General features: G+C 37.8%; 15 protein-coding genes. 4 read left to right on the top strand and 11 right to left on the bottom strand.

The features are described from left to right. Positions 1-112 precede the first annotated feature (112 nt). Genes lacD through pfkB form a run of 4 tightly spaced genes read right to left on the bottom strand, consistent with a single transcriptional unit; the run spans position 113 to position 3,924 of the window. Entirely contained in the window at positions 113-1,090 is a 978-nt protein-coding gene (gene lacD, locus IGI63_RS12005; protein ID WP_010824416.1) for a tagatose-bisphosphate aldolase, read from the bottom strand. Further along, entirely contained in the window at positions 1,087-1,548 is a 462-nt protein-coding gene (locus tag IGI63_RS12000; RefSeq protein ID WP_002358680.1) for a fructose PTS transporter subunit IIA, read from the bottom strand. Before IGI63_RS12000 ends, lacD begins: the two co-directional genes overlap by 4 nt. Positions 1,549-1,574: 26 nt before the next feature. Further along, positions 1,575-2,993 (bottom strand): PTS fructose transporter subunit IIC, encoded by a 1,419-nt coding sequence (locus IGI63_RS11995; RefSeq protein ID WP_002355535.1) that lies wholly within the window; start codon positions 2,991-2,993, stop codon positions 1,575-1,577. A gap of 4 nt (positions 2,994-2,997) precedes the next feature. Next, positions 2,998-3,924, bottom strand: a complete 927-nt coding sequence (pfkB, locus tag IGI63_RS11990) for a 1-phosphofructokinase (RefSeq protein ID WP_002375928.1) — start codon at positions 3,922-3,924, stop codon at positions 2,998-3,000. Between the two features lie 178 nt (positions 3,925-4,102). Between pfkB and IGI63_RS11985 the strand changes: the two genes are divergently transcribed. Further along, positions 4,103-4,849, top strand: coding sequence for a MurR/RpiR family transcriptional regulator (locus IGI63_RS11985; RefSeq protein WP_002363162.1), 747 nt, complete (start codon positions 4,103-4,105; stop codon positions 4,847-4,849). 60 nt (positions 4,850-4,909) lie between these two features. Here IGI63_RS11985 and trmB read toward each other — a convergent pair whose 3' ends face one another. From trmB to IGI63_RS11965, 4 genes are all read right to left on the bottom strand, one after another. Beyond that, a complete protein-coding gene (trmB, locus tag IGI63_RS11980; RefSeq protein ID WP_002355532.1) occupies positions 4,910-5,554 on the bottom strand; it encodes a tRNA (guanosine(46)-N7)-methyltransferase TrmB in 645 nt (214 codons plus the stop codon). Between the two features lie 72 nt (positions 5,555-5,626). Continuing rightward, a complete protein-coding gene (locus tag IGI63_RS11975; protein ID WP_002355531.1) occupies positions 5,627-6,406 on the bottom strand; it encodes a phosphotransferase family protein in 780 nt (259 codons plus the stop codon). Between the two features lie 128 nt (positions 6,407-6,534). Further along, positions 6,535-7,746 carry an ABC transporter permease gene (locus IGI63_RS11970; RefSeq protein WP_010826383.1) on the bottom strand — a complete coding sequence of 404 codons (1,212 nt, stop codon included), beginning with the start codon at positions 7,744-7,746 and terminating at the stop codon, positions 6,535-6,537. A gap of 1 nt (position 7,747) precedes the next feature. Next, positions 7,748-8,485 carry an ABC transporter ATP-binding protein gene (locus IGI63_RS11965; RefSeq protein ID WP_010826382.1) on the bottom strand — a complete coding sequence of 246 codons (738 nt, stop codon included), beginning with the start codon at positions 8,483-8,485 and terminating at the stop codon, positions 7,748-7,750. 215 nt (positions 8,486-8,700) lie between these two features. Here IGI63_RS11965 and IGI63_RS11960 point away from each other — a divergent pair, with 215 nt between their 5' ends. The 3 genes from IGI63_RS11960 (at position 8,701) to IGI63_RS11950 (ending at position 10,663) form a co-directional block, all read left to right on the top strand. Continuing rightward, the gene (locus tag IGI63_RS11960; RefSeq protein ID WP_002409159.1) at positions 8,701-9,126 is read left to right on the top strand and encodes an HIT family protein; all 426 of its coding nucleotides are present in this window, start codon (positions 8,701-8,703) and stop codon (positions 9,124-9,126) included. After that, positions 9,127-9,471: a YtxH domain-containing protein gene (locus IGI63_RS11955; protein ID WP_002355526.1), complete on the top strand. Its 345-nt coding sequence runs from the start codon at positions 9,127-9,129 to the stop codon at positions 9,469-9,471. 163 nt (positions 9,472-9,634) lie between these two features. Then, positions 9,635-10,663, top strand: coding sequence for a peptidylprolyl isomerase (locus IGI63_RS11950; RefSeq protein ID WP_429975850.1), 1,029 nt, complete (start codon positions 9,635-9,637; stop codon positions 10,661-10,663). Positions 10,664-10,702: 39 nt separating this feature from the next. Here the strand turns inward: IGI63_RS11950 and IGI63_RS11945 are convergent, their stop codons facing one another. From IGI63_RS11945 to IGI63_RS11935, 3 genes are read right to left on the bottom strand one after another with little or no spacing between them, the layout of a single operon-like run. Then, the gene (locus tag IGI63_RS11945; RefSeq protein ID WP_429975849.1) at positions 10,703-11,647 is read right to left on the bottom strand and encodes a 3'-5' exoribonuclease YhaM family protein; all 945 of its coding nucleotides are present in this window, start codon (positions 11,645-11,647) and stop codon (positions 10,703-10,705) included. After that, a complete protein-coding gene (locus IGI63_RS11940) occupies positions 11,644-14,355 on the bottom strand; it encodes an ATP-binding protein (protein ID WP_429975848.1) in 2,712 nt (903 codons plus the stop codon). Before IGI63_RS11940 ends, IGI63_RS11945 begins: the two co-directional genes overlap by 4 nt. Further along, a complete protein-coding gene (locus tag IGI63_RS11935; RefSeq protein ID WP_429975847.1) occupies positions 14,352-15,587 on the bottom strand; it encodes a metallophosphoesterase in 1,236 nt (411 codons plus the stop codon). The genes IGI63_RS11940 and IGI63_RS11935 overlap by 4 nt, the downstream gene beginning before the upstream one ends. Between the last annotated feature and the right edge of the window lie 132 nt (positions 15,588-15,719).

The following is a 15,719-nucleotide window of genomic DNA, read 5'->3' as shown; positions in this document are numbered from 1 at the left end:
TATCATATCTTTTGAGTTTGCGTACATTGAGTTCACTTAAAGAAGACGATTTCTGAAAAAATTTAATTCAGATGACCAAATAGTTTAAATTCAGTATATATTTTCAGCTTAATTACTGGATTTTTTCAAAGACTGATACTGCGCTCTCTCTTAAAACCTGATTTAATTCGTCAACATTTGTTTTACCAGTTGTTTCAAGCCACGCAACGGCTGCTTCAGCACCTTGTTGAACAAATGGAAGCACGCCGTCTGCCCAAGTTGCGCGACCACATAAGACTCCATTAAACGAGGAACCTGCTTTTTTTGCAAATTTCAATGTTTCCTGAAACATCGCAGCACTAACCCCTGCACTCAAGAAAATAAATGGAAGTTGTGTTGCTTCACTTTGCATGTTGAAAAAGGCCTGCGCTTCATCTTGGCTATAAAGACTTTCAGTGCCAAAACCTTCTACAAAATTCATGTTCACAGGGACTTCTACTTTTAAAACATCAACATTATAGCGATCCTTTGAAAATTCTTTCATCGCTTCAATTACTTTGTGCGGTTTTACTTTAGCGTATTCTTTTGAAGCACTATCCGAATTGTTTGCATCATAAGAGACAATTTCTAAAAAGAATGGAATTTCTTCGGCTAAACACTCTGAACCAATCCGTTCTATATAAGCTTTCTTTCGTTCATTGATTGCTTCACTTTCGTCAACATCGTAGTAAAGTAAAAATTTACACGCGTCTGCGCCCGCTTCTTTTAAACGCTTAACCGACCAAACATCAAGACTATCGGGTAACCGTCCTGGTGTCGAAGCATCGTAGCCCGTTTTTTCATACGCAAGTAACAAACCTGAAGTCTGTGCTCGATTTTCAGCAGCAGCTAGGCCATATTCTGGATCCAACAAAATTGCTGAAGTCTCTGGTGTTAAGCAACGAGATACTAATACTTTAAAGTCACTGATTTCTTGCGCAGTCACCTCTTTGTATTTTCCCATCATGCGTTTTAAGGCCCCACGTTGATCAATGGCTAGTGCTCCAATAATCCCTTGATCATCTACCAGATTTTCTAAATGTTTACGTTTTTGTTCACTAATTTTTTTCATTCTGTTCCCTCTCCTAATTGATTATTTAGTAACGTAGCAATTTCAGCTGGCGAACTTGCTTGTTTCAGTCCAGAAGTAACTTCTTCTCTTAATAGGAGGCGCGCAACGGAAGAGAGTAATTTCAAATGTGTCGTGCCAGCTTCGGCATCTGGAATAAACAGCGCAATCACAAACTCCGTTAATTGGTTGTCAAGGCTCTGCCACTCAACACCTTGGTCCAAGGTAACGATGATAATGGCCGCTTGTTGAATCGTTGCTGCTTTTGCATGAGGTATCGCAAATCCATTCATCATCCCCGTTGTTCCTTCTTGTTCTCGCTCGTTCAGTTTATCGAAAACTTCCTGTGCGTCCTGAGCAACTTCCAATTCTGTTGATTTTTTTGCTAAAAAGTGAAAAACATCCTCTTGCGTTTGTAACTGTTGATTTAAAAAAATATGATTTTCTTTAATAAAAGCCATTCCATCCACTCCTAATTCCTGTTATTTCATTTTTTTGATAACGATTGCTCTTGTTTGGCGATTCTACTTTTTTGTACAAAACCTAGCAATAAGCCACCTACCAATGAACCAGCTAAAATTGCCAAAACCCATTGAACAGCGTGAGTAACAACTGGTAGAACAAGAAATCCTCCATGAGGTGCTGGCACTTGTACCCCAAACATATACGTTAGGACTGCCGCAATTGAAGATCCGAGCATCATAATTGGTAAAACCTTCAATGGGTCTTTTGCCGCAAACGGAATAGCGCCTTCTGTAATATGTGTGGAGCCTAAAATAAAGTTCACTAGCCCCGCATTGCGTTCATTTGTGTCAAAGTATTTTCCAAAGAATAATGTAGCAAAGCCTGTAATTAAAGGTGGCGCTATGCAGGCAGCAGAAACTCCTGCCATAAAAGAAGTATTTCCTTGAGCTAAGAGTGCCGTCCCAGTAACATAGGCCGCTTTATTAACTGGACCTCCCATATCAAAGGCACACATACAACCCACAATAATTCCTAAAACCAATGGACTGGAGTTTTGGAAACTAGCTAAAAAGCTCATCATTCCTTCGTTAACAGCTTTCATCGGATCTGCTAGTAAAGACATAGTGATACCAATAACTGCAACGCCAATGACTGGATAAAGGAAAATTGCTTTTAAACCATCTAATGATTTAGGCAAACCTTTAAATACTCTTTGTAATAAAAGAATGAAATACCCAGCAAGGAAACCAGATAATATCCCTCCTAAAAAGCCAGTGCCACCAGTGTTAGCAATCAAACCACCGACAAAGCCCACAACCAAACCAGGTCGTTTGGCAATCCCCTCTGCGATATACGCAGATAAGATTGGCACCATCATGCCCATTGAGGCATCACCAATACTTTTTAACATAGCAGCGGTAGCATTATACTGACTACTTTCTGGATCAAATGAATAAATACCCCAAATAGCAAAAGAAAGAGCAATTAAAACGCCGCCTGCTACTACAAACGGCAACATGTGAGAGACGCCATTCATTAAGTTTTTATAAATACTATGTCCAACATTTCCTGAAGAAATTTGTGTTTCCTGTTCAAGTTCGTCCACTGCTTGGTTTTCGGCCGCAATCGATCCTTTTCCTGCGAGCGCTTCTTCAATTAAGCGATCTGCTTCTTTAATCCCCACACTGACAGGGACATCAATGATTCGTTTCCCAGCAAAACGTTCTGCTTGAACGTCTTTGTCGGCGGCAATAATTACTGCCTCCGCTCCTTGGATTTCTGCAGGTGTTAACTCGTTTTCTATACCAATCTGACCATGTGTTTCAACCTTAATCGTAATACCTTTACGTTTCGCAGCTTGTTCCAATGCCTCCTGTGCCATATACGTGTGCGCTATTCCCGTCGGACAACCTGTAGCAGCTATTAATTGATACGTAGCCATCTGTTTATTCCTCCTCTTGAATCTTTATTTGTTGCTCTAACTCCTGAACATCTGAAAAATCTGTCAATCCTTTGCGAAATGCTGTTGAACTACCTGCTGCAATACTTCTTTTTAAATTTTTTTCCAATGAAAGTCCTTGATGCCAGCCAGCTAAAAAGGTACCTAACATTGCATCCCCTGAACAAGCTGTATTCACAACCATTCCAGTTGGTGAATTACCTGAAAGAACCTTTTCATTATTTATAAATAAAGCCCCTTCACTACCTAAAGAAAGTAAAATATTTTTGGCTCCCCGCTTCAGTAATTCTTGTCCGTAAAAAATGTAATCGTCCTTAGTCTGCACTTCTGTATGAAACCACTCTTGAAGTTCTTCTTCATTTGGTTTCAATAAAAATGGTTGATAAGGCAAACAATCTAAAATTTCTTCATAACTACTGTCTAAAATTAAGAACACCTGCTTTTCAAAACAAATTCGGCTAATTTCAATCAAAATACTTGGCGAAACCCCTTGTGGTAAACTTCCTGATACGCACAAATAATCCCCTTTACGTAACTCTGAAATTTTTTTCAAAAAACGTTGTACATGTTCTTCAGATAATTTTGGTCCTTTATTGACTAATTTGTATTCCTTTTGATCTTGGGTAACTTTTGTAAACACATTGATTCTCGTTGTGCCAGCGACTTCGATAAAATCAGTGGTTATTTCTTTTTCTTTTAAATAATCCTCGACATAGTTCCCAGTGAAACCAGCTTTGACTCCCAAAGCGGTATTATCAATCCCTAACATCTTTAAAATTAGGGAAACATTGACTCCTTTCCCGTTTGCTTGAATATCATCTTCCTTCGTGCGATTCACGACAAAAGGAACTAGCTCTTCTGTTTCGATAAATAAATCAATGGCTAAATTTAATGTACATGTATAAATAGTCACTGTAGTTCCTCCTTTCTCCTCTTTATTATGTCTCAAAATGCCATGTAAAGGTTTTCATTCTTTCGCAAAAATATAGAAAACATTTACAATTTCATAATTTCTCTAGCTTTTTTATTTTTTTTCATTAAAAATAGGCTTATAAATGTTTTTTTAGTGAAAGAAAGAAGGGCTGGTCATTATGGAACAAAAATTGAGTGAGTCAGAGCAATATCTCTGGCATTTTATCGAAACACATATTTTAGAAATCCCTGATTATTCCATTGTAAAATTAAGCGAACGAGCCAACGTATCAACTGCGACGATTGTAAGAACCATGAAAAAGAAAGGCTATGAAGGTTTCACATCCTTCAAGCATCACTTGAAAGATAAAGAAAACCAAAATATAAATTTTTCAGCATTAGAAAAAGTAGACCGAGGAATTCGGACAGCCATTTTAAAGAATGAAGAAGAAGTAACTCGCACGATTAACATGATTGAAATTGGTAATATCGAAGATGCGATCCAAAAAATCAAGGCTTCTCGACGGATTATTATCTTTGCTAGAGGTTTTTCAGAATTAATTGCTCAGGAAATGATGGTTAAGTTTCAATTGGCTGGCAAATACTGTGAACTGCATACGGACCCAGAAATTATTAAAAATATTAGTAAAAAGTTATCAAAAAAAGATGTGGCTCTTTTTGTTTCTTTAAACGGAGAAACCCAAGAATTAGTTGTCGCTGGTAAAAACTGTTACGACTCAGAAATTGGGACTATCCTTTTAACTGCAAGCAAACACTCTAGTTTAATGAAATATATTGAAATTCCGTTCGTGGGTTTCAAATCAGAAGGCTCTTTTTTCCCCGATTATGAAGTGCGTTCACGGTTACCATTATCCATTCTGGCAAGAATTTTATTGGACGCCTATGCTTTAAGAACGACAACTTAGGCTTTCTTAAATAATAAAAAACAAGCATTCCTTCACTTAAAATAAAGGAATGCTTGTTTTTTATTTTGCAACAAAACGTGCTTCTACTCGATAAATTCGTTGACCACGACTAGAAAATTTTTCTTCGTATTCTGTCATAATGTTGCCTTCAAACTCGCTATTATGCAAATCTAGCCATACACGTTCAATAATCATGCCATATTTAGAAAAGCTACTTAATGAGTATTCGAAGAGCCCTTGATTATCCGTTTTAAAATGAATTTCTCCATTTGGTTTTAAGATAATTTCATCTGTCGCTAAAAAGTTTTTATACGTTAAACGACGTTTTTCATGTTTTTTCTTTGGCCAAGGATCTGAAAAATTTAAATAGATTAAATCTACTTCATTTTCAGCAAAATATTCTGTTAATGCTTCGCCGTCTACTCGCAATAACTGTAGATTAGGTAACGGCTCGGCCACTAGCTTATCTAATGCAATCGATAAAATACTTAATTGCATATCGATACCAATATAATTAATTTCAGGATGTGCTTTAGCCATTTCATAAATAAAACGACCTTTACCTGAACCAATTTCAATATGAATGGGATGATTATTGCCAAAACGTTCTTGCCATTTCCCTTGCCATTTTTCAGGACCTTCTACCACATATTGTGGATATTTTGCCATATATTCTGCTGCTCCGGGTCTATTTCTTACACGCATATTTAAAATTCCTTTCTTTTAAAAACAGACTGGTGAAATTCGCCAGCCTGTGTGGATGTTAAATGAATTAGTTTAACTACTAAACATTCGTTTTAATTGTAAAATTTCTGCAGTCATTGCTCTTCTTTCGCCCTCTTGGTGATGACGAACAATCTCTTGTAAAAAGCTAAATAAACCATACCAATAAATTCGTTGAACCGTACTTTCATTCGGGATTAAACCATAAGATAGTAACCATTGATTCCAGCCGGAACGAGGGACATAATGACTCAAAATCATTCCTAAATCTACCGCTGGGTCCGCGACCATCACAGAATCCCAATCTACTAAATAGAGATAATTATTCGAGACTAACCAATTCCGATGATTCACATCGCCGTGAACAGCTACATAACTAGTTTCTGGATATTCTGGTAAATGATTATATAAATAAGTGATTACTTCTTTTAAATAACTGTTTCGTTTTAATTCTTTAGGTAGTTGACGCTTATACTCTTTCAACATTGTTAGCGGGGTACAAACTTCCCCACCAATTTTTTTCAACATGTCTTTCAGCAAATTGGAATGATGCAATTGGTATAACACGTCAATCACGTCATTGCGTTTGCCAATTTCGTCCGCATGTAATAAACGTCCTTCCAGCCATTCTTGGGCTGTTAGTACGTCGCCATTCGCTGTCCGCTTTGTCCAAATCATCTTCGGGGCTAACCCTTCTTTAGACAATGCTGCAAGAAGTGGAGAAGTGTTTCGTTTAATGAACACTTTCTCTGTTTCTTTTATTCCCATGTATGTTTGACCAGTTGCGCCCTTTATCGGCTGCAGACGCCAGTCTTTATCCAACTGAAATTCCATGGAAATTATCTCCTATCTCAACACAATTTTATTGCAATTTTTACAGCAATTACCATTTTAGTCGCCAAACCTTGCTTCGTCAAGCTTCTATGTGGTTCTTTTGTAAATTTTGCTGGGTTTTCTCATCTTTATAACTTATTCAAGCGCATTGGAACATACATTTTAGTGAAAATCACAACTTCTACAATTAAGGCACCCAGAATGATCAAGCTATTTTGCAAACTGCCTAAACGAAGGCAGACAATCCCACCAAAAATAATGGCCGCAACAGATAATGCGCCGCTAATTAACCGGCGAATCGCTGCTTGTTTTTTTTCTATTGAAATTGGATATAGCTGTGTCATCACCATATAATCAAATTGCGTGTACATGGGAATCAACTGGAACCCGATTAAATAGACAAACAATAAAGCAACTACCAACGCAATCCAGAATTCTTGTAAAAAGAAGAGTAGCACGCCACCAACCAAAATCAAACGAAACAATAAGCCGCTATATTCGCTACCTCGTAAAAAGCTCCGAATGAATAAGTAAGCATACGTGTTCTCAGATGTTTTTTTGACTACTCCGAGGAGAGGATCTAAGTATTTACGGCGTTTCACTGTACTACTCACTTCAGGAATATCTGTAAACAGCTGAATGAATTTATAAATTCTATGCATTCTGTTTTGTTCTTTTTGGATCATTTTTTCCCAATCCAAGAAACTCTGTTTCATCTTATTTTGCCAAATATTCGATAAACAAACGGCCAGAACGATACCACCAATCACACCAACCCAAGGCGTCCAGTAAATGGCTCCCGTCATAATCAAGAGACTACTGATCAACCAAACGAACCACCAACTACGGTAAGTGGTTGGCGAAAGATGATAGAGCCCATAGCTTTGTAAACTAAGATGTGTATAAATCATACAAACTAGCATGACCAAAAATAAAAAGAAGGTTTGAAACGACCAGCCTGTTGTCACTACAATCAACGGCATCAATAGGCCACTTCCTAGAAAGCTGACCACAATCGGTAAAAGTAAAGAGTAGCGCAGTGCTCGTTTCAGATAAGCAGCGAATTGTTTTTCTTTTGGTAATAAAAACACCTTGTCTGGCTCTTCTGTCAAAGTGGCCAACTTACCAACTTGAATGAGTAGCAGCCAACCCAACAGAATTAACGGCCTGCCCCAAACAAAATCACGAGGTAATTCTTTTAACAACTGGGAATAGTACAGACCTAATCCGCCTAATAAAAACATACAGACTAAAACAAAATGATCATTTAAAATATAGCGCAAGTACTTGGACATTTTTTGGAAATGCCGTGACAAACGTTGACTAAAAAATTCGCCCATGTTACCCCACCTTTTCTTCCTTTGTCAAGGCAAGATAAATATCATCTAAAGAAGACTCTGGTAAATTAAATTCTGCACGTAATTCAGCCATTGTACCGTTTGCCCGTAATTTCCCTTCGTGTAGCACCACAAAGCGATCACAATATTTTTCAGCTGTTGCTAAAATATGCGTGGACATTAAAATCGCTGCCCCTTGCTTACGCATCGTATCCATTAATTCTAATAAAGCATGAATTGCTAAAGGATCTAAGCCTAGAAAAGGTTCATCAATAATATATAAACTCGGTTCAATTAAGAATGCACAAAGTACCATGACTTTTTGTTTCATGCCTTTTGAAAAATTAGCAGGAAACCATTCCAATTTATTGTCTAAACGGAACGTTTTTAGTAATGGTTCTGCTCGTTTGAACGCTTCTTCTAATGGAATATCATAAGCCAAGGCCGTTACTTCGATATGCTCTTTCAATGTTAATTCTTCATATAAAGAAGGTGTTTCCGGAATATACCCGATTTTTTTACGATATTCTTCAGGGGCTTGTTGCAATGTTTCCCCGTCAATCATAATTTTGCCTTTTTGTGGCATAAGTAACCCAATAATATTTTTGATGGTGGTGCTTTTTCCCGCACCATTCAAGCCGATTAAACCAACCATTTCACCAGACTTGACGTCAAAATTAATATCTTTTAAGACAGGAATATGGCCGTAACCTCCTGTTAAATGTTCAATTGTTAAGCTCATTTCTTTTGCCTCCAACCTTTTCTCTCTACCATTATTAAACCCTAAGCGAACCAAGAATTCAAAAATTACTCCCTTAATTAAATGGATTTTTTTCTTTCTCTTATTATACACGAAATGAAACGAACTTTTTAGCGAACTCACGTACTTTTTCATCCACAGAGAAATCAACTTGTGGTAAAGTAAAGGAAAGAACCTAGAGAAAAGAGGAATTTTTCATGAATGATTGTATTTTTTGTAAAATTATCAACGGCGAAATCCCAAGTTATAAAGTCTATGAAGACGAGAAAGTCTACGCGTTTTTAGACATTACACAAGTGACCAAAGGGCATACCTTAATGATTCCAAAACAACACGTTGCTGATATTTTTGAATATAATGACGTTTTAGCAAGCGACGTCTTTGCTCGTATTCCTAAAGTAGCACGAGCATTAGAAAAAGCTTTTCCAGAAATGGAAGGATTAAACATTTTAAATAACAATAAGGAAGTGGCTTATCAATCCGTTTTCCATTCCCACATTCATTTGATTCCCCGTTATTCAAAAGAAGATGATTTCTCTATTCATTTTGGCAACCATCAAGAGGACTACTCCGCCGAAGCGATGCAAGAAATTGCTGAGACCATTGCAAAGCAGGTGAACTAAATGAAAAAATTTATTAAAGGTCTCTTTTTTGGCGCAGCTGCTGGTACCATTGGCGGCTTGTTGGCTGCTCCAAGAAGCGGGAAAGAAACACGCCAACATTTAATCAATGAGCTAGAGGACTATCGTTCACTGAAAAATCAAGTCACGAATGACTGGGATCAGGTGCAACGAAATTTGGCAGTTGTCGAAGAAAACGTTCCTCTGGCAACTGAATTTTCAAAAGACCTGCAACAAGAAATCACTGATTTCAAATTCCAAGCGGAACCTCGGATTGCTCAAATTAAAGAACAAATTGCCAAAATCACGGCTGAATTACCTGACACACAAACCAACAAGCAAAAGTAAAGTCTTTGATGTTAATTATTTCTTTTGTTATTAAAAAAATAAAAAGTGTGACGTAAATACGAATTTTGTTTGAAACTATGCCTGAGACTCTTTCTTTTTCAAAATAAGGTATGGTATAGTTATAACAGAAATAAAACTAAAAAAAACAGGAGTGCATAAGAGAATGAAGAAAAAACTAATCTTAGCTGCAGCGGGCGCAATGGCCGTTTTTAGTTTAGCAGCGTGTTCAAGCGGTTCAAAAGATATCGCAACAATGAAAGGTTCAACAATTACTGTTGATGATTTTTATAACCAAATTAAAGGGCAAAGCACTAGCCAACAAGTGTTTAGCCAAATGGTTGTCTATAAAGTCTTTGAAGATAAATATGGTAATAAAGTCACTGATAAAGATGTTCAAAAGAAATTTGACGATACTAAAGAACAACTGGAAGCACAAGGTACAAAATTCACTGATGCTTTAAAACAATACGGCTTAACTGAAAAAGATTTAAAAAAACAATTAAAACAAACTGCTGCTTTCCAAGAAGGCATGAAAGCACATCTTAAAATTACAGATAAAGACTTGAAAACAGCTTGGGCAAACTTCCATCCAGAAGTAGAAGCACAAATTATACAAGTTGCTTCAGAAGATGATGCAAAAGCTGTCAAGAAAGAAATCACTGACGGCGGTGATTTCGCAAAAATTGCCAAAGACAAATCAACAGATGCTGCAACGAAAAAAAACGGCGGTAAAATTAAATTTGATTCACAATCAACAACTGTTCCTGCAGAAGTTAAAGAAGCAGCCTTCAAACTAAAAGATGACGAAGTATCAGAACCAATTGCTGCAACAAACGCACAAACGTACCAAACAACTTACTATGTAGTGAAAATGACGAAAAACAAAGCAAAAGGCAATGACATGAAACCTTATGAAAAAGAGATCAAGAAAATTGCTGAAAAAGAAAAATTATCCGATACAACATTCCAAACAACAGTTATTAGCGATGAATTAAAAGCGGCCAATGTGAAAATTAAAGATGATGCCTTCAAGAACGCTTTAGCAGGCTACATGCAAACTGAATCTTCAAGCGCTTCTTCAGAGAAAAAAGAATCAAAATCAAGTGATTCTAAAACAAGCGATACCAAAACAAGCGACTCTGAAAAAGCAACAGATTCTTCAAGCAAAACAACAGAATCTTCTTCTAAATAAGCATAAAAAAGAGAGTGGTCGATTGACCACTCTCTTTTTTTATTTATCTTTTGGAACATAGAAATTGCGGTTATCTAAACCAAAGATTCGTTCCGTATACTCCCCAGGCTGTGTTTGACGAATTGCCCCTAGCATCATTTGAATGGACGCATCCATGGTATCAATTTGATGTAAGATTTCCGCTTCCATAATTCTTGGTCGCACAGGTGAGCCATATTCCAACAATCCATGGTGGGCTAAGACCATGTGCCGAAGAACGACAACGTCTTCTTCTCGATCATCAATTTTCAAAGCCAAACACGCCTTGGTAATTTCCTCATCCACCAAAACTAAATGACCAATTAAGTTCCCTGCCACCGTATATTCTGTCGTAATAGCACCAGATAATTCTAAAACTTTTCCTAAGTCATGTAAAATAATCCCCGCGTATAATAGTGACGTGTTAATTTCAGTATATTCCTTAGCAATTGCTTTGCCTAGGCGCAACATTGAGACAGTGTGGTAAGCTAAGCCATTCGCAAAAGCATGATGGTTCCGTTTGGCTGCAGGAAATTCATAAAATTCTTGTTGGTATTTCGTCATGAGATAGCGCACAATACGATTCCAATGAGCATTGGTAATTTCAAAAATTACTTGATTGATTTCCTCAACCATCTCTTCTTTTTTCAAAGGCGCTCGTTCCATATATAAACTTGGCTGGCTTGGTTCCTCTGCTGTCGCTAAACGCATGTGTAAAATTTTTACTTGGGGTTTGTTTTGATAAACTTCTCGTTTCCCATTCAGTAAAACAACGTTCCCCGCAGTAAATCGTGTAATTTCATCCTCAGAGGCGTCCCAATATTTTCCGTCAATCGTGCCAGATGTGTCTTGAAAGGTAAAGGCAATAAACTTTTTCCCATTTTTAGCTACACGCACATCGGCATTTTTAATTAGAACAAATGATTCGAAAAGTTCTTCTACTGTTAATTCACGTAATTTTTTCACTTGACGCTTCCTCCTTCTAACGCAATTACTCTTTGTTGTAAGTCCTGATAATAGCTTACCATTTCTTGGTCAGAAGAAAAACAAATGACTTGCTGTTTTTGACCAAACTTAGTAAATAATTCAGCTAATTGGGCTTTTCTTTGATGATCATAGTGTAACCAGCCATCATCAATGATAATTGGACAAATCAGTTGCTCGCCTTGGACTGCTAAAAAGGCAAAACGAACAGCCATCATCAATTGATCTTTAGTGCCAGTTGATAATTCATGTAAATAAAACATTTCTTGTTCTTTCGTCACCGCAACTAGTTGACCTTCGGCTACTTGGATTGATTGATAACGCTGGCTTGTTAAAAGTGCAAAGTAGCTTGATGCATACTGTAATAAGCTGGGCAATTGTTGTTCCGAAAGCTCTGTTAATAGGTCCATTAACAGTTGCCCCGCCAGTTGATACCCAGACCAACGTTGAGCTAGTTCTTTGATTTCCGCTTTTAAAATCGCTTGGCGTTGATACAACTCATCTAAGGTACCATCCGTCATTAATTGTTGTTTTTCATAAATCAGCGCTTGATACTGTTCTTGTATTTTATCTAACTGGCTTTCTTCCAGTGCTTGTTGCTGCGCCAGTTGTAAAGAACGGTCTTTTAACGTTGTTTCTGTTACCGCTTCTGGAAACAGATTGCCTAATTGTGTCGCTAATTCTTGCCCACGACCAACTTGGGCTTGCTGAGTGGTCAGCTGTTGAATCCTACTTGGAACATCAGCGATTGATAGAATCCGATAACGAATTAGTAAAGGCTGAATTCGTATTAATGCTTCTTGCTGTTTAGTTTTCAACTCTCGTAACTGCTGTTTGAGATAGCCATCTGCTTGATACTCTTGAGCAAAGCGAACTTTCTCCATTTCTTCAGCAAATCCTTCTAAAAAGTGTAACTTTTCGGAAAGGCTCTTTCCTTGCAAGGGTAAATGCGTCATCAATGGGAAGACTTGTTCTTCAAATACTTGGCGTTTTTGTTGATTTTCCTTCAATTGACTCATGAGTTCTTCATTTGTTTGAACAAGCAATAAATAGCGCGTAATCAATTCCCGCTGATTCATTAAAGTATCAATTTGATTCATTTTTCCTAATTGATGGACTTGGGCTTGCTCAGCTACTGCTTGTTCAAGTTGTTCCACTTGCAGTTGTGCCTCACGTTCTTGATTCAGCGCTTGTTGGAACTGTTCATTTAAATAATCTAGTTGCGAAAGTTTCGTCTGCCATTCTTCTTTCACTTCATCATAGGAAGCTTCTTTTCTAGTGGCGTAGCTAAGCACTTCTTTCGCGATAAAACTAACTCCCACGAGAACTAGGCCCCATTTTAAAGGGCTTGGCAAAAAGAAACCGAGTAATGCAAGGATACTTCCTAGCAATAACCAAAGTGGTTGACTTGTTTTCTGCGCTTTTTGGGCACGCGTCGCTTCACCAAAAAATGCGGCATGCTCTTTTTCAAAATCCGTTAACTGGTCTTCCAGATTTTCAATTTGAGAAGCCAAGAATGCTTTCTGTTCTTGTCCTTTTTGAAGAGCTTGCGTATACGCAACTTGTTGTTGGCGCCACTTTTGAACGGTTTCGTTGTCATAAAAAAGCTGTGGTGGTCGTTCAGGCGACCATGACCATTCGTTCTCTAAAAGGACCATTTCTTGACGATTTTGCTCAAAGGTTTGGGTCATCCATTCCGATTCCGTCATCAATTGTTGCATATCATAGCGTTGATTCAATAATTGTTGAATCAATGCTTCTTGTTCTAGGTAAAAAGCATAGCCTTCTGGAACATCGAGCGCTTCTGACTGAAGAGATAACTCTTTGGTCAAACATTGTCGTTCTTTGTCTAGGTACATATATTCTTGAAAGGTTTCTTCTAATTGAACTTGGTCTTCTTTTACTAAAACAACGTTCTCTGTTTCTTCAGGTAGCGACTGCCATTCTTCGTACAAGGGAAAGTGACGTTGCTGTTCCGCAACCTGTAACAAGTCCTGTTGTGTTTCTTTTAATTGCTGTTGCAGTGTCACTCGCTGTTGTTCTGTTTCGCGAATCGTTTCTTCTAATTGTTGAAAAGTTTGTTGCTGCGCTTCTTTCTCTTGAATTTGCTCTTTTAGTTCTTGATACGCCGCCAACTTCTGATTGAGTAATGGCTGCTGTCCTTTACCTTTAAAGATTTTTTGTGCTTCTTTAAAGTACGCATTTCGGTAAGTCAAAAGTTGTTGACTACCAGAAACACCAATGGCTAATAAGGATGTTTGCAGTTCCTCTTCTGTCAACTTGTCACTCGTAATTAATTGTTCTTGTTGGAAAGTAAAAACCTCTTGAAATAACTTTTTCGTTAGCGGATGTAACATTTGCTGTAAGGTTTTTTCATCCCCCATTTGTTGTTGATAATAAATGATTGCTTGCCCTTTATTTTTTTCTTTAAAACGCTCGACTTGAACTTCCCCAAACACAGGATGTTCCAACCACAAACGACCACCATACGAGCCACCATTTTTAGGTGCGTAATCGCGTTTTCTTTTGCCCTTTGTGGGAAACCCAAACAGCATTGCTTGAATGAATTGATACAATGTGGACTTGCCAACTTCATTTGCGCCGTACAGCAATTGATTACCAGATTCAAATGTAATTTTCTGTTGTTGCCACTTTCCAAAGCCCACAATCTCTACTGCAAGTAATTTCATAGTGGGTCCTCCTGAATAGTAAAGTCTTCATTAATTTGCTCATGTGCTAGGCGCAAGCTCTCTAATCGCCACTGCTCATCCATTGAAAAAATTCCAGCAAATTCTGGATAACGTAACAATTCCTTGGTGGTATCTTCAAAAATAACTGGGTCTAAGTATGTTTTTTCTAATGCCGTTAATAAGTTGGGACTAGCGGCTAAATAGATCGGTTCTTTCGTTGGTTCCTCTGCTTGCAATATTAGGCGATAAACAAAAAAATCACCTTGCGTTTTTTGTAAAAGCTGCTGCTGTAAGTAGCTTAATAGTTCACCATTGACAATGGCTTGCACCACGGTCACATCCAAATGTTGCGTTTCTTTCAGTGTCAACGCCATCAATTGCTGTTGCTGATGCGCATGCCACTTCGTCAGCAAACTGGTTTCAAGATAAGACAAAACGCTTTGGGTGTCACGGCATTGCGCAAGAGATACTTCTACATTCGTCCAATCTATTTCTGCGACTTTTTCAAATTGAACAGTAGCTTGATTTTGGGAAAGTGTGACCACTGCAACCCCTTGTAAAGACTGTTCTTTTTTCGTGTGTCCTTGAGGTGTTCCAGGATAAACAATTAGCGGTTGTTCACTAACAATTTGCGGCTGATGAATGTGGCCCAATGCCCAATAATTATAGCCAGTGGCTTTTAAATCCTTCCATGTAAACGGAGCATAATTTTGTTGCGCTTTCCGACTGGTGTCTCCATGATAAATCCCAATATGAATGTCAGAATCTGCTTGTTTGATAGGAAATTCTAGTGCCTTATTTTCGTCAATCCAGGGATGCTCATAACTAAACCCCGAAACAGCCACTTGTTCGCCCGCTTTCGTTTCAAAATACAGTGTCTCAACCATTTCTTTTTCAAATAAAAAGACATTGTCCGGAAAAGAAAACCAATAGCGGTCTTTTTTATAGTAATCATGATTCCCAAATGTTAGAATCACAGGGATTTCTGCTTGTTTCAACTGTTCTAATGCGGCCATCAATTGGGCTTGCATTGAAATAGAGGTCTGACTTTGATGAAACGTATCTCCTGCAAAAATAACCAAGTCCACCACTTCTCGAATGGCAACTGTTACGATATTCATTAACAATTGTTGATTAGCTTCTCTTAAGCGCTTCGCTAAGGCTGTCGGGATCCTAGTTAACCCTTCAAAAGACCGATCCATGTGTAAATCAGCTGTATGCAATAGTTTCATCGTTTCCCCTCCTTTTCTCCTTCCTCTATCATATCATTTTCTGCCAGCTTGGTCAGTAAAAACATACGAAAATTTGTTCGTTTTTTCAACAAAAAAAGAATCAGGTTAACTGATTCTGTCGAAAAAACAAGT

This window comes from Enterococcus sp. DIV0086, from assembly GCF_050498705.1.
Taxonomy (GTDB): domain Bacteria; phylum Bacillota; class Bacilli; order Lactobacillales; family Enterococcaceae; genus Enterococcus; species Enterococcus faecalis.
This window is presented reverse-complemented; position numbering and strand designations above follow the sequence as displayed.